The sequence below is a fragment of the Pseudomonas sp. B21-059 genome (assembly GCF_026016285.1).
Classification (GTDB): Bacteria; Pseudomonadota; Gammaproteobacteria; order Pseudomonadales; family Pseudomonadaceae; genus Aquipseudomonas; species Aquipseudomonas danubii.
In genome coordinates this window covers 2,623,950-2,644,408 of the sequence record NZ_CP087201.1, presented here as the reverse complement: position 1 = coordinate 2,644,408, position 20,459 = coordinate 2,623,950, and the positions used below count along the sequence as shown (strand labels likewise).

Genomic DNA, 20,459 nt, shown 5'->3' with positions numbered 1-20,459 from the left:
ACCGCAACCGGCTGGCCACTGCCGGCACCTCAGAACTTCGCCTGCATCCCCACCCGCAGCGTACGTCCCGGCGCCGGCATGAAGCTCTGCGCCAGCGGGTCCAGGTAGTAGCGATCCGTGAGGTTTTGCAGCGACACATTGAGGCTGGCGTCTTGCTTCAACTTGTAGTTGAGGAACAGATCGAACAACGCCACTTCGCGGTAGTTCAGTTGTGGCGTGGTGGCGCCGGTCTGCCAGGGCTTGTCGGCGGTGACGGTGGGCCCCGAGGTATAGGTAATCCGCGTGCCGAGGGTCAGGCTCTGGTCGAAGAAGCGCAGGCCGGTGGTCAGGTTGCCAGCAAAGCGCGGCGGGTTCTGGGTGTTGGTGTAGGACCCCATGAAGCTGCCCGGGGTGCAATCCGGGGTGTCGGCGGTTTTCCGGTAGGGGTTGCTGGTGGCGCGCAGGGTGGCGGCGAAGGCCGCGTCGCAGGTTTCGGTCTTCAGGTAGTAGGTGGACGACAGGTCGGCAAACACCCGTCCGGCATCGTAGTGGGTCTGCAGTTCCAGGCCGCGGGTGGTGTAGCTGTCGGTATTGCTGAAGCGCATCAGGCCCCACAGGCCCGGGCTCGGATCGTAGTAGCGGGTGATGTAGTTCTTGATGCTGTTGTTGAAGTAGGCGAGCTTGATCGCCGCCGAATCGTCATCCACGAACAGCCCCTTGTGCAAGGTGCTGGCGCCGATCTCCCAGTTGCTTGAGCGCTCGGGCTTCAGGCCCTTGCCCGGCGTGGTCTGCTGCACACCGTAGCCGGTTTCGAACAGCGAAGGCATGCGAAAGCCCTGGGTGTAGGAGGCATAGACGAAGGTGTCTGGCAGCACTTCGAGATTGATGCCAAAGGCCGGAGCAAAGGCGCCACCGCTGTTGCTGTCCTTGCCCGAATAGTTGTAGCCGGTGACCACCCGGCCTACTTGCGCGTCGCCCACTTCCGTCTCGGTCGCGCCGAATTGGTTGTAGGGCGTGCCTTCGAATGGATAGTTGGTGTTGTTGAAAACAATGCCGTTGTTCAAGCGTGGGTCGGTCGCATCGGTGTACAGCCCGTTCTGGTCCGGGAACCACATCAGGTAGCCATAGTCGCCGGGCCTGGAGACGGTCACGTACTTGTGTTCGCGCTCCTCTCTGCGCGCCGTGGCATTGGCCACATGGTCCTTGCTGCGATAGTGGGTGTAACGACCGCCGCCCCACAGCGTCAGGCGCTCCACCGGCTGGTATTCCAGCTTGCCGTTGAAGCTGAACTCCTGCCGCGAGCCTTCGCGCAAGCTGCGGTTGGCGTTGATGTCGTCCTGGGTGGTGACCACGCCCTTCTGCGGGCGCAGTTCCTCCAGCTGGAACGAGCCGCCCAGGTCCAGCTTCAAGTCGCCGTAGTCGGTGCTAAAGCGCGAAGTATTGGCCAGACCGCCGCCCGTGCGGCGGTTGGCCTGGCGGGCCCAGGAACGGTCCGTGCGATAGGCCTGGGAAGCCGGTGCCGACCAGGCGCTCAGTTGGCTGGTCTGCGCATCGGTCAGCCACAGGTCGGCAGTCAGGTCCAGTAGCGGGTTGTCCGCGGGCAGGTAGTTGTAGCGCGCGGTGTAGGTGTCGATCTGGGTGTGGCCCAGAGGGTACTGGTAGATGCCACCGGTGCCGAAACGGAAGATGTCCGAGGGCATGATCTCGCCGATGCGCCCGTCATAGCGCCGGTAGCCGAGGTCGAAGCTGTGGCCGTCCGCTGGGCGCAGGGTGGTCTTGAGCAGCCACGATTGGGTCTTCGACGAGGAGTTCAGCACCTCTTCCCCGGCGTTGTAGGTGGTGGCCACACTGGTCTCTTCATCGCCGTAGCGGTCAAAGGTGCGGTAGCGATCCTGGCCCTTCTTGCCGGCGAAATAGTTGCCCTGGTTGCGCTGGGCGTAGGCCGCCACCACATCGAACAAGTCATGGCTGTAGGCAAACGCAGCACTGCCGGACTCCGCGTCCGAGCCGAACAGCCCGCCACGGCTCTGGTGCGGCTCCGCGTCCAGGTCCTCGGTCTTGGAGTGGGGGTCGCGACGGGCCGGCGCCACGCCGTTGTTCCAGACATCGCCCTTGAGCCGCAGGCCGACATTCTGACCGTCCTTGAGGATGTCGCCGACGCCGAGGGTGCGCATCTTGACCGTGCCGCCGATGGCGCTGGAGGTCAGGCTCGGGCCCTTGTCGATGGCGATGTCGCTGATCATGTCCGGGTCGATGTAGCTGCGTTGCTGGGTGCCGGCATAACCGCGATAGACATCCAGCGCCTGTTGCGAACCGTCCACTGTCACCGCCACTCGGCTCTGGCCCTGGATGCCGCGAATGTTCACATCCAGGCCGCCGCCATTGCGGCTGTCGCCGACCTGCACCCCGGGCTGGCCCTTGAGCACGTCGCCCACCGACACCACGCCAAAGCGCTGCATGTCGTCGGCGGAGATGTACACCGACGAACGCGGTGCCCGATACACCTCTTGCTCGTCAGGGTTCTCGCCCTTGACCTTCTGCGTCGGCAGCGACACCGCATCCAAGCGCAGGCGCAAGGCATAGCCGCCGTCGGCCTGACGCACGTAGCCCAGGCCGGTGCCCGCCAGCAGCTGGTTCAAGCCCGCTTCGGTAGTGAAATCCCCTTGCAGGCCCTGGCTGGTCTTGCCCGCCGTGAGCAGCGCACTGCCGGCCATGCTGATCCCCGCCTCGGCGCCAAAACGTGACAGCACCTGGTCCAGGGGACCGGCGCCGATGCTGTAGTGACGTTCTCCTGCCGCCAGCACCATCTCGCTGTAGAGCGGTTGCAGGCTGAGCAACAGCAGGCCGAAGGTATGGGTACGCAAGACACGAGCGGGGAAAATCATGCAAGGCTCCTAAGGATCGAAACCCACCTGTGCCGGTGGGTAATACCTGAAGGCCAAGCCAGATCGAAAAAACTATCGCACAGGTGAAAAAAACTTTCAGGCCGGCACCACCGTCACCCAATAACGGGTTCTGCGCTCGATGCGCACCGGCAGGGTATTGGCCACCAGGGCCAGGGCCGCATCCGTGTCGTCCAGCTGGAAACTGCCAGTCACCCGCAAAGCGGCAACCGCTTCGCTGCAACGTAAAAAACCCGGGCGATAGCGCGAAAGCTCTGCCAGCAACTGATCCAGGCGCATGCGCTCGGCGGGCAGGATGCCGCGCATCCAGGCCTGGGCCAGAAACACATCAATAGCACTCGGCCGCCCGACTCCCCGGCCATCGACCCGGGTTTGCCAGCCGGCCTGCAATGGCAGCGGGGTCGACGGCTGCCGGGCACTGACCTGCACCAGCCCGCGCAGCACGGTCACCTGAGTGCCCTGGCGATCATGGCGCACCAGCAGATGGGCGCCCTGGCTGTACAACAGCGCATCCGGCGTTTGCAGTTGCAGGGAGGCCGATCCGGCCGGGGTATCCAGGGCCAGCTCGCCCTCGATCAACTGCACGCTGCGCTGCCCCGCACCCAAGTCCAGATTCACCGCACTGGCGGTGTTCAGCCACAGCGAACCGCCGTCAGCCAGGGCCCAACGTCGCCGCTCACCGATGCCGGTGCGATAACCGGCCAAGGCTGAACGCACCAGGGTGGAATCCGCCCCCTGCCAGGACACGCCTCCCAGCAGTCCCAGCGCCAACAGGCACTTGAGCACCTGCCGCCGCCGTTGCGGATCGGCGCCCGCCGCCTGCAAGGCCCGGCGCGCCGTGGCATCCGCCAGCAGATGGGCCCCCGGCTGCAACATCAGCGGCAAACCGCTGACCCGCTGCCAGGCGTACTCATGCTCGGCACTGGCCTCGCGCCACTGCTGCAAGGCCTGATGGTCCGCGGCGCTCATCAGCCCGGACTGCATCCGCACCAGCCAATCAATGGCGCTGTCCCGCACCCGGGGATCGACCGCGACGCCACTCATTCAAACAGGCTCGCATAACAGACGCTGAACGCCTTGCCCATGGCCCGCTGCACCTGGGCCACGGTCAGGCCCAACTGCGCGGCGATCTGCGGGTAGGTCAAGCCATCGAGCTGGGACAGAAAGAAAATCTGCCGCACCCGCGACGACAAACCCACCAGCAGCGAATCCAACTGCAGCAGGGTCTCGATCATCAGATGCCGCTCTTCCGGCGAAGGCTCCTCCCCCACCGGCCGTGCCGCCAGCGCCTCCAGGTAAGCCCGCTCGATGGCCTGACGACGCCAGCGATTGATCAACAGACCATTGGCGATGGTGGCCAGAAACGCCATGGGCTGGCGCAGCTCACGCACATCTTCCTGGGACCGCAGCACGCGGATAAAGGTGTCGTGCGCCAAGTCCTCGGCATCGGCGCTGTGCCCCAGGCGCCGATGCAACCAGCCGCGCAGCCAGCCGTGATGATTCGCATACAGCTGAGCGACAGGCGAAGAGAGGCTGTGGTTGTGCATGGGAGATTCGCATTAATGATAATGCTTCTCATTTTATGGTTTGCGAATGGGAGTTGTACAGCACGGCACGTTGCGATTGCCGTGAAGAGCCTGGCCCGACTTCACGGATCAGGCCACGGGGATCAGGTGCCAAGCGTGGATTGCCGCTGCGTTTGAGCGGTGTCCGGCATTTCCCGCAGGCGCGCGCCATCAAGACTTGCCGCGGCGGATCAGGAGGTCTGTCGATCGATATCGCGGCGAAGGACCACGGCGGTGGTGATGTCCTCGACCGATTCGTGGCTGGCGACGGCATCCCGGACTCGGTTCAGATCATCAATGGTGCGTGATTCGATCTCGATCACCAGGTCCAGCTGGCCACTGACCGAAGAGATGCGGCGCACCTGCGAGTGCTGGGCCAGCATGTCCAGCAGGCTGATGGCCGGTGTGCGTTTCAGGCACACCAGAAACATGGCGCGAATCACGTTGGCGTCGATTTCGCCAATATCCGCCCGGTAGCCCCTGATCACACCATTGCGTTCAAGGTTGCTGACGCGCTCGCTGGTGGCGCTTCTGGACAAGCCGATTCTCGCGGCCAGGGCCTTCAGGGCGATCCGCGCCTCTTTAGACAGAATGTCGAGTATTTCCCGATCTTTCACGTCCAGGTCGCGCATTGAAACTCCTCACATTGACTGCCGATTTTGTGCCGGTCGATTCCGACAATATGCAGGCCAAAGCCGACCGCATACCTACTGCCCTCGAAGATTTCGCATGCCAAGCTAACTGAAAAAAATAACCAGGAAAACCATTACCATGACTGACCTTTGCCACCCCGCCCCGCAGTTCTCGCCCCGCGATGCCGAACAATTGGCTGCGCAGCTTTTCAATGTCAGCGCGAGCGCCTCGCCTCTGGACGGCGAGCGAGACTGCAACTTCCGGCTGAACACAGCGACCGATGCGGGATGGATTCTGAAAGTCGTCAACGCCAGCGAACCGCGCATTGAAAGCCAGCTGCAGACCGCCATCCTCAGTCATCTGGCCGATCACAGCCCCGAGCTTGGCGTACCGCAGTTGAAGAAAAGCCTGACCGGCGATTTACTCGCCTCGGCCGTGGCGCCCTCTGGCGAAACCCACGCGGTGCGCCTGGTGAGCTGGTTGCAAGGAACGCCGCTGGCCGAGGTCCCGCGCACCTTCGAACTCATGCGCAGCCTGGGTCAATCATTCGCCGACATGGACCATGCCCTTCAGGGCTTCATGCATCCCGGCGCGGTCCGCGATCTGGACTGGGACCTGCGGCACGCCGCCCGTTCCCGCGCCCGCCTGCACTTCATCAAGGACCCCGCCAGACGCGCCATTCTGCAGCGCTTCATCGATGATTTCGAAACCAGGGTCGAACCCAAGCTTGCGCGCTTGCGCACCCAGGTCATTCACAACGACGGCAATGACTGGAACATCCTCGTCAACCCGCAAAACCACCAGCAGGTCTCGGGCATCATCGATTTCGGCGATGCGGTGCACACGGTGCTGATTGCCGAAGTCGCCATCACCTGCGCCTACGCCATTCTCGACATGCAAGACCCAATAGGCGCGGCCGCCGCCCTCACCGGCGGCTTCCATGAGCGCTACCCGCTGCAACCGCAAGAGCTGGACGTGCTGTTCAATCTGATCGCCATGCGCCTGGTCATCAGCGTCACCTTGTCGGCCTCGCGCCACCAGCAGACCCAGGACAACCCCTACCTGGCCATCAGCGAAGCCCCGGCCTGGCGCCTGCTGGAAAAGATGGATCGCATGAACCCGCGCCTGGCGACGGCGATCCTGCGCAAAGCCTGCGGTTACGACGCGATAGAAGGTGCCGGGGCCATTCGCCGCTGGGTGGATGAAAACCGCCAGTCCTTCGCGGACATCGTGCATCCCTCGGCGGCGACCCTGAACAAGGCCATTGTGCCGTTCGCCGATGCCGCCCATGAAATGACCATCGCTTCCGCCGCGCAGCGCCCGGCAGAGGCGACCCAGTGGTGGAATGATTTCTCAGCTGAACATCAGGTGCCGCTGGGCATCGGGCCCTGGGGCGAAGCCCGGACCATCTACACCGACAGCGCCTTTGAATCACGCTTCATTGCAGGAGAGCGCCGGATCATGCACCTGGGGGTCGACTTGATCATGCCGGCCGGAACGCCGCTGTACACACCGCTTGCCGGTGTGGTGCAGAGCGTCGAGGTCGAGCCTGAACCGCTGGGCTATGGCGGTTTGATCATGCTCAAGCACTCGCCTGAAGGCTGCCCGCCCTTCCTGACCCTGTGGGGGCACATGGCCCACGAAGCGCTGACACGCCTCAAACCCGGGGACCACCTTGAAGCGGGCGCGCTGGTGGGCTACATGGGCGCGGACACGGAAAATGGCGGCTGGCTGCCCCATGTGCATTTCCAGATGTCCACCGACACCCAGTTGAAGGCGAGCGAGTTCATCGGCGTCGGTGAGCGCGCCTATCTTGAGGTGTGGGCCGACCTGTTCCCGGATGCTTCGACCCTGGCCGGAATTCCTCCGGAAACCTATAGCCAGGAAGGCAGGAGCAAAGCGCAGATCGTGGCCAAGCGTAAGCAACTGCTGCTGCCCAACTTGTCGATTTCCTACTCGGACCCGATCAAGTTCGTGCGCGGTGATGGGGTCTGGTTGATCGACAACTTTGGCCGGGCCTATCTGGACTGCTTCAACAACGTCTGCCACCTCGGCCACTGCCATCCCGATGTGGTGCAAGCCCTTGCGCGTCAGGCTTCACGGCTGAACACCAACACCCGCTACCTGCACGACAACATCGTGGAATACGCCGAGCGGCTCACCGCAACATTGCCCGAGGGCCTGGCGGTCGCCTCCTTTGGCTGTTCCGGCAGCGAGGCCAACAGCCTGATGCTGCGCATGGCGCGCAATCACACCGGGCGCAATGATGCCATCGTGCTGGATTGGGCCTACCACGGCACCACCCAGGAGCTGATTGATCTGAGCCCTTACAAGTACAAGCGCAAGGCCGGCAAGGGCCGTGCAGAGCATGTATTCGAGGCGGCCGTGCCGGACGTTTACCGCGCAGCGGATGACTGGCCATTGGAAGAGCTGGGCAAGCGTTTCGCGCAAAGTGTCGCCGAGCAGATCGACAGCATGCGCCGGCAAGGCCGAGCCCCGGCGTTCTTCTTGGCGGAGTCGATTCCCAGTGTCGCCGGGCAGCTGTTTTTCCCGGAAAACTACCTGCAAGAAGTCTATGCAATGGTGCGGGCCGAGGGCGGTCTGTGCCTGGCCGATGAAGTTCAGGTCGGCTTTGGCCGAGTGGGCAGCCACTGGTGGGCCTTTGAAACCCAGGGCGTGGTGCCTGATGCGGTGTCCATGGGCAAACCCATAGGCAACGGCCATCCCATGTCGGCGGTGGTGACCACCCGCGAGATCGCCGACAGCTTCAACAACGGCATGGAGTACTTCAATACCTTCGCCGGCAGCCCGGTTTCATGTGCCGTGGGGCTCAGCGTTCTCGATGTGATCGAGCGCGACAACCTGAAACTCAACGCACTGACGGTGGGCAATTACCTGCTCGATGGCTTTCGCACACTGCAGCAGCGCTACGATGCCATTGGCGATGTACGCGGACTGGGGCTGTTCCTCGGGATCGAGCTGGTCACCGATCGCCAGAGCAAGGCTCCGGCCACGCAACTGGCGAAAAAGGTCGCCGATGGTGCCCGGGAGCGCGGCGTGCTGATCGGCACCGAAGGCCCCCATGACAACGTGCTGAAAATGCGCCCGTCGATGATTTTCAGTCACAAGAATGCCGACTTCCTGCTCGAGGTGCTGGACGACAGCTTCCAGGCGGCCCTGCGCTAGAGCGCCCGGATCGGCGCACGAGTGACAGCCTGCGTGCCCGGCCGACATAGTGTCGGCCAACTCCGGCAATGTGTCCGGCTGGCGGACACCTTGCCGGGTGCTTTCCAGAACGGCCTATGCAAAGCTTTTCCCGAGGCCTGGGTGAAGAGCCCAAAAACAATAATTAATAATTCTTCAAAGGTGCCATCCAATGCTAACCAGAACGCTCAAGGGTCTGCTTGCTGCATCCACCGTCGCGGCCGCGGCGCTCCTCTGTCCTACAGCCGTTCAGGCTGATGATTTGCAGTCGATCCAGGACTCCAAAGAGATTCGCATTGCCATGAGCGGGCAATACTCGCCCTTCAGCTTTGCCAACGAGCAGAACCAGATTGTCGGCTTCGACGCCTCCATCAGCGAAGCCCTGGCCCAGCGGCTCGGGGTGAAAGTCAGCATTGTCACCACGCCCTTCGACGGGATCATTGCCGGGCTCCTGGCGAAAAAATATGACGCCATCATCGCCTCCATGACCATTACCCCGGAGCGCCAGAAGGCCGTGGATTTCGTCGGCCCCTACTACCACGCCGGCCGCACCATCGTGGTGAAGGAAGACTCGCCGATCCACAGCCTGGATGACCTGAAGGAGGTGAAGGTCGGCGTCACCCTGGGCGATGCCCACGACAAATGGGCCAGGACGCGCGGCAACCTGAAGGTCAAGACCTACAAAGGCCTTCCCGAGATGCTGGTCGACCTGGACGCCGGGCGCCTCGATGCGCTGGTGATGGACAGCGTGCCGGTGCTGGTGGCCGTCAAGGAAACCGGGCAGAAGGTGCGCATCATCACGCCACCCGACAGTGACGGTGGGGTTGAGGGTATGGGCATTGCCCTGCGCAAGAACAACCCAGAACTCAAGGCCGCGATGCAGCAGGCGCTGAACGACATGCTCGCCGATGGCAGCTACGAAAAGATCTCGATGCAGTGGATTGGCAAGGACATTCGCTGACTCATCTGCAGCCTGGCTCGACCTGGGGTCGGGCCAGTCACTCCGACCTTTTCGAGCCTGCCCATGGATCTGACACTTATACAGCGCACCCTGCCGTTTTTTCTGGAGGCGGCCTGGGTCACGGTGCACGTTTCGCTGCTGGCACTGCTGCTGGGTTTGCTGGTTGCCGTCGTGCTGGTGGCGGCACGGCTGTCCGGCTTTTTTCTGCTTCGCTGCCTGGCCAGGGTCTACATCAGCGTTTTTCGCGGCACACCCTGTCTGGTCCAACTGTTTCTCATCTACTTTGGCGGCCCGCAAATCGGCCTTGAGCTGGAGCCGTTCTCCGCAGGCGTGATCGGCCTGGGCCTGAACATCGCGGCCTACATGGCCGAATCCATTCGTGGCGCGATCAGCAACATCGATCCCGGTCAGGTCGAAGCCGCCCGCTCAATCGGTTTCGGCAAGGGCCAGACCCTGTGGCTGATCACCCTCCCGCAAACCGCCAAGTTGATGATCCGGCCACTGGGGGTCAATGCGGTCGCGCTGATCAAAGGCTCGGCCCTGGTGTCGACCATCTCCGTGGTGGAACTCTCCTACACGGCGCAGCGTTTTATCAGCTCCACCTACAAGCCATTCGAGATCTTCATGGTGTCGGCCATTTTGTACATCGCCATGGTCTACACGGTCAGGCTGATGGTGGACCACCTCGATAAACGCTTCGCGGCCAAGTGAGACACCTCCATGCCAAGCCTTGACCTGAGTATCGTGTCCCCCTATTCCGAGCTGCTGGCCACCGGGCTCTGGTGGACCATCGTCTTGTTCCTCTGCTCCAGTGTGCTGAGCCTGATCGCTGGAATAGCCTTTGCCCTGATCGTGCTCTACACCCCGAAACTGGTCTCCCTGCCCATACGTTTCCTGACCTGGCTGCTGATGGGCACGCCCCTGCTGCTGCAGCTGTACCTGATCTATTACGGCCTGGTGCAAGTGGGGATCGATATCCCGGCGCTGATGGCCGGCATCATCGGCCTGAGCCTGCATTTTGCGGTCTACAACGCCGACGTGATTCGTGCCGGGGTCCTGTCGGTCGACCCCGGGCAGATTGAAGGTGCGCGCTCCATTGGCCTGAGCCGCAGTCAGGCCCAGCGCTACGTGATTGTGCCGCAAGCACTGCGCAGCACCCTGGCGCCGCTGGGCAACAACCTGATTGTGCTGCTCAAGGACACCTCCCTGGTGTCGATCATCGGCATTGCCGAGCTGGTCTACAGCGCCCAGCGCGCCGTGAGCGAAACCTACAGCCCGTTCGAATTCTATCTGGCCGTCGCGGTGATTTATTACGCGGTCAATCTTGTTCTGGAAGCCGGCCTGCACCTGCTTGAAACCAAGGTAGAGATGTCACGATGACCACAGAAAAGTTCATGGTTGAAGTCAAGGGCGCGCGCAAGGCGTATGGCGCACTTGAAGTGCTCAAAGGCATCGATCTGTCTGTCGCGCGCGGACAGATCATCGCCATCATCGGCCCCAGTGGTTCGGGCAAAAGCACCCTGCTGCGCTCCATCAATCACTTGGAAGTGCTGAACGAAGGAGAGATCTGGCTGGAAGGCGAGCACGTCAACCGGCCGTTGAAAGGTCGCGCATTCGAACAGCACATCAACAGCGTGCGTCAGCAGATGGGCATGGTGTTCCAGCACTTCAATCTGTTCCCGCACCTGACCGTGCACGAAAACATCGCCCTCGGGCCGATCAAGCTCAAAGGGCTGAACAAAGCCGCCGCTCGCGAGCTGGCCATGGAGTACCTGTCGAAAGTCGGCCTGGCCAACAAGTTCGACGAGTACCCTTCTCGCCTGTCCGGCGGACAGAAACAGCGCGTGGCCATTGCCAGGGCCCTGGCGATGCGACCCAAAGTCATGCTGTTCGATGAAGCCACCTCGGCCCTGGACCCGGAGCTGGTGGAAGAGGTCAACCAGGTGATGAAACAACTGGCCGCCGAGCACATGACCATGTTGATCGTCACCCATGAAATGCGCTTTGCCGGTGAAGTGGCGGACCGGATCGTCTTCATGGACGGTGGCGTGGTGGTCGAGGAAGGCGCGCCGCAAGAGATCCTGCAAAACCCGACTCACGAACGCACCCGGTCGTTCTTGAAAAAGCACCTGCACGCCTAGAGCAATGGCGCCCGCGCTGGCCGAAGGTGCTGTTGCGCCAGGGGGCAACGGCGCCGCCGTAAACGCGCTCCCGTCTCGACGCGGTGCTGTCTAAGACGCAGCTGCGCCCACCCTCACTCATAGCTCAAGGTGAAGGTCAATGAAGCAGCCAACGGCCCCTTGCCAATGCTGTGCTCGCGCAAGGCATTGGGAAGCGCCTTGAGGTAAGCCAGAAAGGTCACTGACTGCTTGCCGTCCTGGCTGATGCGGCCAATGGAATGCGCGCGTCCCAGGGGCAAGGGCTGCGCCGCTGCATCCTCCAGGCCAATCACCAGGCCTTGCGGACTGCCGCTGTCGAGCTCTAGAAAGCCCTGTATCTGCTGACTTTCATGACCACCCAAGGTCACCTTGACCTCGGTCCTGCCGGCGCTTGAATCACAGTCAAGCAGGTTCAGGACAACGGCCTTGCTCGCGGTCCTGCCTTCGCGATAGAGCTCCTGCTGACTCACATCTTCGAAGTCCAGAGTCCGGGTTTCGGAGCCAGGCTCGAGGGTACAGGTCTGATCCATCAGCTGGCCGCTGAAAAAGACGTTGTCTGCCGCAGCCGCCGGAGCGCCAAAGCCACCCGCGAGCCAGGCACAGCACAGGCACAAATAGCCGTTGAGCAATCGCTTCATGACTTCACCTAATACAGCTCGACCAGCAACAGCCCGGAAGCATTGAACTGGCTCAACGCAAGCTGCGCTCCGACCTTCTTCACCGGCACCGCCTCGAATGCCGGTGGCTTTTGCAGACTGTCGAGGCTGATCTGCCGAGGCTGGTTGAGCTCCAGTTCCCGCTCCCCCAGAAACAGCTTGATGGCCAAGCCACTGACAGAGGTGCGCAGCAACGCCGGGTTGAAGTCTGCCGCTGAGCCCTTGAACGTCAGGCGCATCTTCCAGATCGAATTTTGCGCCACCAGCCCCGGACACTTGATCTGATAGGGAATCGGCTGACGATAGTGCTCGCCGTCGATCTTGCGCAGCAGCACGTTGCCGAATGACACCCTGATGGGCGCGTCCTTGTCGCTGACCGTGCATTGCGGAGGCGCGATCAAGACGCCGGCGAAATCCATGTTCCCCGCCGCCCGGCCCACACTCGGCAGCCCCAGCCACAAGAGGCAACAGAGCAGCACCAGGCACCCGGTTTTACTGCGCCACAACCGGCTCATGAAAACGCCCGGCCTCCTGCGACCGGCCCCCAGCTCCCGGCCCATCCAAGGCTGCGCTGCAAACCTTGCGCCCAGCCACTGAGCCTGCGCAGCGACAACCCCGAACGCGCCCTGTGGCGTCACGCCCACCTCAGCTCGCATCGGCCACCGGCCTGGCCAGGCACTGCCCCGCCGTGCAGCGAAACTCCAGTTGCGGCCGCCCGCCAAAGTCGTTGACATACGTCAGCACCGGCGTATTGCCCAGGGTCCGGGCGCCGACACTCAGCTCCTGGCGTCCCCAGGGCGCCAGCATCACCGGCTGAAAGTCTGCAACGGATGCCCCACCCACGCGGACCTGGGCATCAACCAGAGTCACGTAGTAAGCCGTCGGGTTATGCGCCACGTAGCGCTCGCCCTCCCGGGACAGCGTCAGTTGCTCCTGCCAAGGCACCTGATTCTGTCCGCCGCCCCTGACGAGGGCCTCGGGACGATAGAACAGCTTGATCCGTGTCTGCAGGGCAATCTGCAAGGCATTGGGCTTGTCGGTGCGCGGTGGAATCTCACGCAAGTTGAAGTAGAACAGCGACTCCCGGTCCTGGGGCAACTGCCCCACCTGCGCCAGCCTCTGGATCTTCACCTGACTGCGGGCGCCGGCTTCGAGCCGTTGCACCGGAGGCAGCACGGTCAAGGGGCCGCCGATCTTCTCCTCCTTGTCGTTTTCCAGCCAGGCCTGGGCCAGATACGGCAGCTGGGGATTCTGGTTGCTGATGCCCACGCTCACCGATTTCTCGCTGCCATTGAAGATGATTCGCGTACGGTCAAGGGCGATGGCGGCGTGTACCGACTCCAGAGCCAAGAGGCTCAGGCCGATGACAAGCAGGCTTTTTTTCAGGTCGAACCATGGCATGCAAGCCACTCCTTATTACGGGTTGCTAGGGGATTGGATTTCGCGGACCGCAAGGGGCCGGCAGACAAATTGCGCTTGCGGGTCATCCGCATTGACCTGCTCCGTCAGGGCGAAGTCGCATTGGGCCTTGCCGTCCCACTGCACCGACATCAGGTCACCGACCTGCATGCCGGTGAGGTACACCAGGCCGTCTTCGCCAATGATTCCGGTTTCCTGGCCTCGTGCGTTGTACACACCGCTGCCAAAAGGCGGCGGGCTCGCGTCCGGCAGGAGGATGCGGACCATGCCCTTGCTCCCGGAAACAATGCCGAAGCGCCGGTAGCCAATCGCGCCCTCGGTCAGCGTGGCCTGGGTCACCGAGCGCCCGGCTTCCAGATCGTCAGCCAGTTGATCCAGGTTGATGCTCGCCTGATTGCGGTAATAGCTGTTCATATCAGCCACCACCGCCTTGCCGAATCGGTTGGAATAGGTGCTGGCGCCGTTGCCCTGCACCGGCACCCCGGCCACGCCATTGGTATCGAGCAGCAGGCGAGTACCGCCCAGGGTGGTGATCCGGTGCAGCGCCGCCCCTTCGGCGGTCAGGGTCGCCCCGCCCTGCACTGCAAGACCGGCAGAACGATAGCGTCCGGCCTGATAGCTGGCGCTGGCGGTGACATCGGCCAGGCTGCCCTCGTGGTTCAGGTAGCCGCTGGCCGTGTTGCCATCGCTGGCGGTACCGGCGCTGAGCATGTAGCTGTTGCGCTCATCCGGACGGTCGTAATAGCTCAAGCTGTGACCGCTGCTGCCACGGTTGAGCGTGGAGTTGTAACTGACCGAGCCGCTGTCGCCCCAGGGAAGACTCAGGGAGAGATAGGCGCCTTCATCGACCGCGCCATGGCTCTGACTGCGGTAGGCGGTCAGCGACAGGCCCAGGTTCTTCAGCCCGCCCAGGTTGAAATATCGCGACAGCGACAGGCTGTAACGGTCGCTCGGCGCATTGTTCCAATAGGTCTGGTGGTTGTAGTTGAAGTACAGGCTCAGGTTCTGATCACGAAAATTCTTGCTCAGTGTCGCGGTGTACATTTCCTTGCTCTGATTATTCAACCGGCCACTGCGACGAGCCTCGATAAAGTCGTTCATGGTCATGAAATCTTCCTCGGAGAAACGATAACCGGCGAACGTCACCTGGCTGTCGTAATCCTCGAAGCGCTTCGAATAGCTGGCGCGATAGGATTTGCCCTGGCGCTGGCCGATTTCCGCCAGGCGGGCATTGGACTGAGTCACGTCAACCGCCAGGGCGCCGAAGGCCATCAGGTCACGCCCCACGCCCACGGCCAGCGAGCGATAGTCTTGCGCCCCCAGCGCCCCGCCATACAGCGACCAGCCATTGCTCACCCCCCAAGAGAATTCGCCGCTGGCGAACTCTGGGCCATCGGGCTCGTGCTCCCAGTCCGAAGGTCGGCCGGCGGACACTTTGTAGCGCACCGTGCCCGGGCGGCTGAGGTAGGGAATGCTGGCCGTGTCCAGCTGGAACTCCTGAACGCTGCCGTCCTGCTCTTCGACACGCACATCCAGCTTGCCGCTCACCGCATCGCTCAGGTCCTGGATGCGAAAGGGCCCCGCCGGCACTTGGGTGTCGTACAGAATGCGTCCCTGCTGCGTGACCAGCACCCGCGCGTTGGTCCGCGCGACACCACTGACTTCCGGCGCATAGCCGCGCAGGTTGGGCGGCAGCATGTTGTCGCTGGTGGCCAGACTGGCACCGGTGTAGCGCACGCTGCCAAACAGGTTGGAGTCCAGATAGTTTTCTCCCAGGCTGAGGTGGGCGCGCAACGCCGGAATCGCCCGCGATGCGTAGTAGCGGCTCCAGGCGAATTGCCGCTGGCTAGGCTTGCCGGAGGTCTTGTGCACCTGCCCTTGCCAATCGGCCCGCAGGCGCCAGGCGCCGAGGTTGAAACCGGCGGTGCCATTACCCGTCAACTGCTGGTCGCTGGCCTGAGGTCCGGCGTAATCCATGGTCTGGGCATTGAAGTTGTAGTCAAACAAAAATCCGCTAATGCCCTCGTCCCAGCGCGAAGGCGGGTCCCAGTTGCTTGCCGTGTATTCAAGGGCGTCCTGGGGAATGTTCAGATACAAGGCCGAGGCGCCCAGGTCGCCACGCACCGTCATGCCTGGAATGCTGCTGATATCCAGACAATTGCCCTGGTGCCACCAGGCAAGTTGATTCATCCGCTGTTTTTTCAGACCCAACTCGGCCACCAGTGCCGGAGAGATGCAGGCCACACTGCCCTTGGGGTCATCCTCCGGGGCGATGTAGTCCACGGAAGTTTCCGGCAACGAGTCGCGGTTCACGTGAACGACCAGGTTGTATTGCCCCGGCAAAATGAAGTTAGCCTTGGAAAACAAGCCGAGATCGAGATTTTGTTGATCCTTGAGATCAAGGATGTCCGTATTGAACTGAAACTCTTCGGCTGCACTAGCCAAGCTGGCCATAGACCACAACGTAGTGAAGAGCCATACCCGGTGTTGAACCACGTAATTAACTTCCCTTTACAACGACAACCAGTTCTCTCGCTCGCTTCCCTTGGCCATAAAACAGCATCGATCGACCACTGCGCCCAACACTGTCACGAACGACATTGGATATGTACGCAGGCAACATCTAAGTGTTGAGTACTGATTAACGAGAGTCATGTTCGAGCGCCATGGCAGTGCATGGCCTATAACGTCGAAACAACGAAAAACCGAGAAGATTGGCGGCGATCCAATCGAGACAAGATCGGCAGTGCGCCTGGAATACGCGAACTTGCGTATCCAGGCCGCACCTCATGCAAAGTTACTGATACGCCAGGGTAAAGTTGGCGACAGTATCAAAAGTACCCGCGACCACAGTGGCCGGCTTGGCCTCACCGCCTTCGGTTTCGGGAGCCAGCATGTCGCCTTGCAGATAGGCCGTGAAGTTCAGCGCACTTTCACCGTCGGAAAGATTCTGCGGATCGGAGGACGAGCCGAGCTTGATCAGCGTGCCATTGCGATCGGCGATCGCCAGGCTTGCGCCCTTGGCAGTACCGCTCTGGAAGCCCAGAAGATCGGGGTTGGCCGCCGAAGGCGCGCCGGTGAAGGTCACGGTGGCACTTTTCAGCGAGCCCAGGTCGCAGCCGTTGAGCTTGATGGAGAACGGCTTCAAAGCGGACTTTCCACCATTTTTCAGCGCGCTGTTGGAGATCGAGTCGAACTCCACCACCTGCTCCAGGGAGCCACTGGAAATCGAGCATGGAGAGTCGTTGATGTTGCCCTTGAAGTTGACCTTGCCACCGCCCTGGTCCGCCGCCATGGCCAACACCGAAGTGCCACTGAGTATCACTGCTGCTACAGCTGCCGCCATTTTGCTGAATTTCATTTTAGAATCCCTACAAGTACACATTTGATATGTTGGCACCATGCATCACATGGATAGACCACAAGGCAAAATCCATGACATGCCACTTGTCGACTGAACCGCAGCCAACTAGTGAGTGTCGGGAGTTATTATATTTACCGACCAAGAGAATTAAGATAAGAAAGGTTCGATAAGCGCATAGGAAAATTCCGAGTCAACTTCTAGTTTGTCTTAATGCATCTACCCAGCGACTCAGGGCGCATAAAAAAAGCGCCCAGACTAGTGTCAACCTGGGCGCCGCTTGAAAAATACTGTTTCAACCCGAGTTTAATATTCCGTAAGGGTCAGAACGCCATATCCGGTATGAGTGCCAGTGGATATGGGCTTTGAAGTTTTCTGTACCATCACCTCGATTTCGAGCAGCCCTTTAGTGGCCAGTCCATTGAGTGGTGTTTGCTGGAATGGCATGAGCGGGATATAAACGCCACTGCCTGAGCGAGCATAAAATACCAGATCAATTCCCGGATTTGATGTGGCCAGCGCACTGCTCTTTTCCCCGGGGCTGCCTATCAGGCCAATAGCCAATTTGGCCGGATCAAGCTGACCGGAGTCACAGCGAAGGGTCAACTTGCTACCCACGTTATAACCGTAGATAACATTGTTCACCGCAATACTCTGAACCTTGCGGCTATCAATCGGCTCTTTTATCTTAAGCGCCAGGAAATTTTGCCCATTATTAAGATCACAGGTAGCGGGAACCGACAGAATGGTCGGTGATTTCAACGACAGCGTGTACAGCGGTTGAGGACTCCAGCGCCCCGGTTGCGAGTAGCGAAAGAACGAAAAAAGCTCGCTGGGCGGAAGGTATACAGCCCCACTGAGCGCCTTGCGCCGAAGACGGAAGGTGACTTTGCCCTGGTTGCCCGCGTTTGCCCAGCGCAAGGGAGTGACACCATTATCGGAAGGCCCAGCGGTGGCGCCCGCATTGAATTTGTCCCTGAAGGGGACGTAGCTTTCCGGCGCACTATTGCCCGTTACGAATATTTTCATATCGATGTCTTCGGTCAATCTGAAGAAATCATTATCGACACGGGACAAGGTCTGACTCAGCTCAGCCCTGAAATAGCTGGCCCTCTGCTCGCCACTATCGGAATAGCACCAACCGTCGTAGTCACTGGGAATGGTTTGATAGGTCGTTTCATATAACGTGCCCTTTTCATTGGAGGTAAAAGCGCCGTTCTTAATTTCAATACTCAGCTGATTATTGCCCCAGCAGGCACCGTCCGGCGTTCCTGGAGGAACAGGCTCGGCCCAGGACTTGACCGAGAAGAATATTGCCGCAAGAGCCAGCCACGACATTGGCAGGCACAGACTCATCTTGCTTGTTGTATCCAGAGTGGAAATAGCCACAGGGAGCTTACTCCTGAGTGATAACGAGCACCGCGTTGGCAGTGAAGACACCCGGTCGCAAAACGCTGCCGGGCTTGGCATCCAGCACAGCCTCCAGCGTGGGTACAGAGGCGTAGTTCACCGAGAACTCGCTGTTGAGGGGCTGTTGCTTGCCATTCACCAGAAAGCGCACGCCGAGATTGCTGGTACTGGTCTGCAACACTTCAGCATTGAAGCCGGGGGAGCCGACAAACTTCAATTTGAGTGCGGGTGACTGGGAGGGATTGTTGCAACTGATCTGATAAGGAATCTTCCTGGCGCCCTCGCGCCCATTGATCTCATCAGTCTTGACCTCGGCAAAATCTATCTTTGTTTGAAGCACATTCACGCTGCAGTTGGCAGGATCGAACACTTCAAAGTTCACATACACATACAGCCCACCCGGAGTGGCGGCCTCTAGGTTTCCCGCCATCAGGACAGTGCACAGGCCGCAAAACACACGCCCAATCAGGTTTATCCGTCTCATGAGCGGACACTGTTCTGTATGACGGTGCACACGCCATCCAGGCAGTCGAAACTTAATTGCCCACGCCCGCCAAAATCATTGATATAGACCAATGTCGGCCGCTGGACGCCCGGAGCGAACTTGCCCTCAAGGCGACGCTCACTGTAAGGCGGAATTTCCATGGGCTTGAAGTCCGTGACAGGCGATGCGCCGGACTCATCACCGAAGGCCTCGATGAGGGTCACATGATAGGGAGTGGCATTGTTCAGCTGAAAGCGTCCGCTTTCTTCTTTGGACAAGGTCAGGGCGGACAGCCAGGGACTGGTGAGGCCGACCGTGAGCGGGCGTATTCTTTGTGGCCGGTAAATGACTTTTATCCGCCGTTGCAGAGCGATCTGGATGACCTCCTTGTCTTCGCCGCGCGGGGGAACCTCACGCACATTCAGATAGAACAATGTTTCCCGATCCTGGGGCAGATCAGCCACGTGCGGCAGCACCTGGATGTTCAACTGGTTGTCCTGCCGGGCCTCCAGGCGCTGGATCGGCGGCAAGGCCACCACGGGCGAGCGTTCAGGCTTCTGCCCTTGAGCATCCTCGATCCAGGACTGGGCAAGATAAGCGCTATGGGGGGAACGGTTATGCACCATGACCACGGCACGGGTCTTGGGCGCCTGGATGATCATTCGCGAACTGCCAAGGGCCAGCGCCGCCATCGCTTGCGCGTTAAAGAAAGCCAACAGCAAAGCAACGAGAGTGGTGGATTTAATCATGATCAAAGTTGCGGTCCAGACATTTAAATACCGGCAAAGTCTATTCAATAGACAAGACCTTTATCATTGCGAAACTTCCTACATAACTACGGAAAGTCTCTGCAATAACTTGGTAACTTGCCTGAGCAAGATGCACAGATACCCGCAATTCAAACTGAACTGCCGAGTATGAATATTGCCGCTTTGGCCTCTTTCAGATAATCAGCCCATGGCGCTTGGCGAACTCTGCCAGGCCAACTTGCGAGCCCAGCCCGAGTTTCTGTAACAAACGGGCCTTGTAGGTGCTGACGGTCTTGTTGCTGAGAAACAGCTTCTCGCTGATGGCCTTGTTGGAATAGCCCTGAGCCAGATACTGCAGCACGATCATTTCCCGATCGGTCAGTGAGCCAATCAGCTCGGTCTCGGACAACTGCTCGGCAGCCGGCTTGGAAACATCGTTCACCAGCGAAGGATAAAAGGTATAGCCGGCCAGCACCGCATTCAGCGCCACCACCAGGTTGCTCAGGTCTTCTTCCTTGTTGACGAAGCCTCTAGCGCCAAGCTGGATACAGCGCTTGCAAAAGCTTTCGACAGACTGCGATGTCAGCACCAATACCTCGGTGGGCAAGCCCAGCGCCTTGATCCGGGACAGCACCTTGAGGCCATCGAGTTTGGGAATGCCGATATCGAGAATCACCACACTCGGAACATGCTCGCGCACCAGTTCTATCGCATCCAGCCCGTTATCGGTTTCGCCCACCACCTGCATATCGTGCTTTTCCAGTAGAACCTTCACCGCCAATCGAACGACGGGATGATCATCCACTATTAATACGCTGTGCATAATGTCATTTCACCTTATAACTTGCCGCCGGGCAGCAACTGCGAGGGCGCAAATTCCTCGGATTTGACCCGACTTACAAGTGGTTATTGACGATCATTGGAAAATTCAGACGCTCTGATTTTTTCATTAGGAAATTTCCTACAAGGCATGAGG

The 20,459-nt window shown here is 60.5% G+C and carries 18 protein-coding genes; 5 read left to right on the top strand and 13 right to left on the bottom strand.

What is annotated here, in order from left to right; genetic code table 11:
• Window positions 1–29 precede the first annotated feature (29 nt).
• The 4 genes from LOY69_RS12075 to LOY69_RS12060 all read right to left on the bottom strand — a co-directional run bounded on the left by LOY69_RS12075 (window position 30) and on the right by LOY69_RS12060 (window position 5,079).
• The gene (locus LOY69_RS12075; RefSeq protein ID WP_170003702.1) at window positions 30–2,864 is read right to left on the bottom strand and encodes a TonB-dependent receptor; all 2,835 of its coding nucleotides are present in this window, start codon (window positions 2,862–2,864) and stop codon (window positions 30–32) included.
• 96 nt (window positions 2,865–2,960) lie between these two features.
• A complete protein-coding gene (locus tag LOY69_RS12070) occupies window positions 2,961–3,926 on the bottom strand; it encodes a FecR domain-containing protein (protein WP_265074620.1) in 966 nt (321 codons plus the stop codon).
• Window positions 3,923–4,429, bottom strand: coding sequence for a sigma-70 family RNA polymerase sigma factor (locus tag LOY69_RS12065; protein WP_110595868.1), 507 nt, complete (start codon window positions 4,427–4,429; stop codon window positions 3,923–3,925). The genes LOY69_RS12070 and LOY69_RS12065 overlap by 4 nt, the downstream gene beginning before the upstream one ends.
• A gap of 209 nt (window positions 4,430–4,638) precedes the next feature.
• Entirely contained in the window at window positions 4,639–5,079 is a 441-nt protein-coding gene (locus LOY69_RS12060) for an Lrp/AsnC family transcriptional regulator (RefSeq protein WP_102864225.1), read from the bottom strand.
• A gap of 139 nt (window positions 5,080–5,218) precedes the next feature.
• Between LOY69_RS12060 and LOY69_RS12055 the strand changes: the two genes are divergently transcribed.
• The 5 genes from LOY69_RS12055 to LOY69_RS12035 all read left to right on the top strand — a co-directional run bounded on the left by LOY69_RS12055 (window position 5,219) and on the right by LOY69_RS12035 (window position 11,386).
• On the top strand, window positions 5,219–8,266 hold the full coding sequence (locus LOY69_RS12055) for an aminotransferase class III-fold pyridoxal phosphate-dependent enzyme (RefSeq protein ID WP_265074619.1): 3,048 nt from the start codon (window positions 5,219–5,221) through the stop codon (window positions 8,264–8,266).
• A gap of 190 nt (window positions 8,267–8,456) precedes the next feature.
• On the top strand, window positions 8,457–9,245 hold the full coding sequence (locus LOY69_RS12050; protein WP_102879945.1) for an ABC transporter substrate-binding protein: 789 nt from the start codon (window positions 8,457–8,459) through the stop codon (window positions 9,243–9,245).
• Window positions 9,246–9,308: 63 nt separating this feature from the next.
• Window positions 9,309–9,956, top strand: coding sequence for an amino acid ABC transporter permease (locus LOY69_RS12045; protein WP_102879946.1), 648 nt, complete (start codon window positions 9,309–9,311; stop codon window positions 9,954–9,956).
• 9 nt (window positions 9,957–9,965) lie between these two features.
• A complete protein-coding gene (locus LOY69_RS12040) occupies window positions 9,966–10,625 on the top strand; it encodes an amino acid ABC transporter permease (RefSeq protein WP_253085566.1) in 660 nt (219 codons plus the stop codon).
• A complete protein-coding gene (locus tag LOY69_RS12035; RefSeq protein ID WP_102879948.1) occupies window positions 10,622–11,386 on the top strand; it encodes an amino acid ABC transporter ATP-binding protein in 765 nt (254 codons plus the stop codon). Before LOY69_RS12040 ends, LOY69_RS12035 begins: the two co-directional genes overlap by 4 nt.
• Before the next feature lie 113 nt (window positions 11,387–11,499).
• On the opposite strand, the gene LOY69_RS12030 is transcribed toward LOY69_RS12035, so the two are convergent.
• The 9 genes from LOY69_RS12030 to LOY69_RS11990 all read right to left on the bottom strand — a co-directional run bounded on the left by LOY69_RS12030 (window position 11,500) and on the right by LOY69_RS11990 (window position 20,306).
• On the bottom strand, window positions 11,500–12,042 hold the full coding sequence (locus LOY69_RS12030; RefSeq protein ID WP_170003692.1) for a fimbrial protein: 543 nt from the start codon (window positions 12,040–12,042) through the stop codon (window positions 11,500–11,502).
• Window positions 12,043–12,050: 8 nt separating this feature from the next.
• Window positions 12,051–12,575, bottom strand: coding sequence for a fimbrial protein (locus LOY69_RS12025; protein WP_265074618.1), 525 nt, complete (start codon window positions 12,573–12,575; stop codon window positions 12,051–12,053).
• 130 nt (window positions 12,576–12,705) lie between these two features.
• Window positions 12,706–13,461: a fimbria/pilus periplasmic chaperone gene (locus LOY69_RS12020; RefSeq protein ID WP_110595872.1), complete on the bottom strand. Its 756-nt coding sequence runs from the start codon at window positions 13,459–13,461 to the stop codon at window positions 12,706–12,708.
• Between the two features lie 15 nt (window positions 13,462–13,476).
• The gene (locus LOY69_RS12015; protein WP_265074617.1) at window positions 13,477–15,933 is read right to left on the bottom strand and encodes an outer membrane usher protein; all 2,457 of its coding nucleotides are present in this window, start codon (window positions 15,931–15,933) and stop codon (window positions 13,477–13,479) included.
• A gap of 343 nt (window positions 15,934–16,276) precedes the next feature.
• On the bottom strand, window positions 16,277–16,840 hold the full coding sequence (locus tag LOY69_RS12010; protein WP_110595874.1) for a fimbrial protein: 564 nt from the start codon (window positions 16,838–16,840) through the stop codon (window positions 16,277–16,279).
• 306 nt (window positions 16,841–17,146) lie between these two features.
• Window positions 17,147–18,229: a hypothetical protein gene (locus LOY69_RS12005; RefSeq protein WP_110652977.1), complete on the bottom strand. Its 1,083-nt coding sequence runs from the start codon at window positions 18,227–18,229 to the stop codon at window positions 17,147–17,149.
• A gap of 7 nt (window positions 18,230–18,236) precedes the next feature.
• A complete protein-coding gene (locus LOY69_RS12000) occupies window positions 18,237–18,734 on the bottom strand; it encodes a fimbrial protein (RefSeq protein ID WP_110595876.1) in 498 nt (165 codons plus the stop codon).
• Window positions 18,731–19,483, bottom strand: a complete 753-nt coding sequence (locus tag LOY69_RS11995) for a molecular chaperone (protein WP_146232637.1) — start codon at window positions 19,481–19,483, stop codon at window positions 18,731–18,733. The genes LOY69_RS12000 and LOY69_RS11995 overlap by 4 nt, the downstream gene beginning before the upstream one ends.
• A 193-nt stretch (window positions 19,484–19,676) precedes the next feature.
• Window positions 19,677–20,306 (bottom strand): response regulator transcription factor, encoded by a 630-nt coding sequence (locus tag LOY69_RS11990; protein WP_110595878.1) that lies wholly within the window; start codon window positions 20,304–20,306, stop codon window positions 19,677–19,679.
• Window positions 20,307–20,459: the final 153 nt, after the last annotated feature.